This window comes from Actinomycetospora sp. (genome assembly GCF_055612215.1).
Map to the genome: position 1 here is coordinate 1 of NZ_JBVPVA010000814.1, position 1,314 is coordinate 1,314.

A 1,314-nucleotide genomic window follows, 5' to 3' on the forward strand; every position below is an offset into this window, starting at 1 on the left:
GCGTTGGTGCCGGCGAGGCTGTAGGCGAACTCGTCGGTGCGGGCGATGCCGGCGACGTCCGCGCCCGCGTCGAGGAGGGCCGCGACGACGGCGGCGTTCGCGTCGGCCACGGCGGTCCCGGCGAGCCAGGTGGGGTTGCCGGCCCCGACCCGGTGCCCACGGAGCGCGAACAGGTCCTTGACGGCGACGGTCGTCCCCGACAGCGGGCCGCCCGGGACCCCGGCCACGAGCGGCGTGCCGTGCTCTCGCCAGATCGAGGGGTCGAGTTCCGGCGCGGGTGGGTCGATCACGTGAAGTCCACCTTGCGGATGGTGCCGTGCACGCCCTTCGTCCCGTCGACGACCTGCGAGACGGCGTAGTCGGTGGCGGCGGAGAGGTAGGCGTACGCCTGCCGGCGGTCCATGCCGTACCGGTGCCCGAGCAGGTCGATCGAGCGGCGGACCGCGTCGCGCATCGCCTCGTCGAGGTCAGGGTCCAGGCCGATCGGGATCCACAGGTCCGGGGTATCCCCGAGCGGGCCGTCCAGCATCCCGAACCGCTCCGGGACCTCCGCCGCGGGCACGAGGTCGAGGCGCAGGGTGGCACGCAGCGGCGCCTCGAACGCGGTCAGGGCGACCTCGCCGTCGCCCTGCGCGAAGTGCGGGTCCCCGACGGCGACCAGCGCGCCCGGCACCGCGACCGGCAGGTGCAGCGTCGTCCCGACCCCGAGCAGCCGGACGTCGATGTTGCCGCCGTGGACCCCGGGCGCCACCGAATGGATCCGCTCGGACCCCGCCACCCCGACGAACCCGAGGAACGGGGCGAGCGGGAAGCGCGCGCGGACCTCCGGGTCGTCCCCGCGCAGCGCGATCGACCCGGCTCCGTCCTCGACGAGGCAGAAGGCGCTGAACACCGGGTGGTCGCCGATGACCTCGCCCGGCAGGGCCCCGAGCCCGTGGCGGCTGGAGACGATGCCGTAGGGCACGCGAGGCGCGAGGTCGAGCACGGTGATCGAGACGACGTCGCCCGGCTCGGCGCCGGTGATCGCGACCGGGCCGGTCACGACGTGCGGACCGTCGGTGCGGGGGTCGTGGGGGAGATCGGACGCGGCGATCGTGGCGGCGTCGGGGAGCACGGCGTCGGCGGGGACACCGAAGCCGCCGAAGAACCGGACCGGGTCGCGTCCCTGGTCACCGAGGATGCCCTCGTGGCTGACCGTGTCGATGGTGACGACGTCGCCCGGGGCCACCTCGAGCACCCCGCCGTCGGCGGCCGAGGGCATCCAGCCCCAGGCCACGGTGTGGGGTGTCGAGGGCAGGTGGGGGCCGGCCGGGT

The 1,314-nt window shown here is 75.3% G+C and carries 2 protein-coding genes; both read right to left on the bottom strand.

Annotated features, from left to right (window positions below):
• Nucleotides 1–290, bottom strand: a 290-nt coding sequence (locus AC0CYZ_RS22210) for an amidase family protein (protein WP_472219333.1), incomplete at its 3' end; no start/stop codon positions are given.
• On the bottom strand, nucleotides 287–1,314 hold a 1,028-nt coding region (locus AC0CYZ_RS22215), incomplete at its 5' end, for an acetamidase/formamidase family protein (protein ID WP_472219335.1). The genes AC0CYZ_RS22215 and AC0CYZ_RS22210, both read right to left, overlap by 4 nt.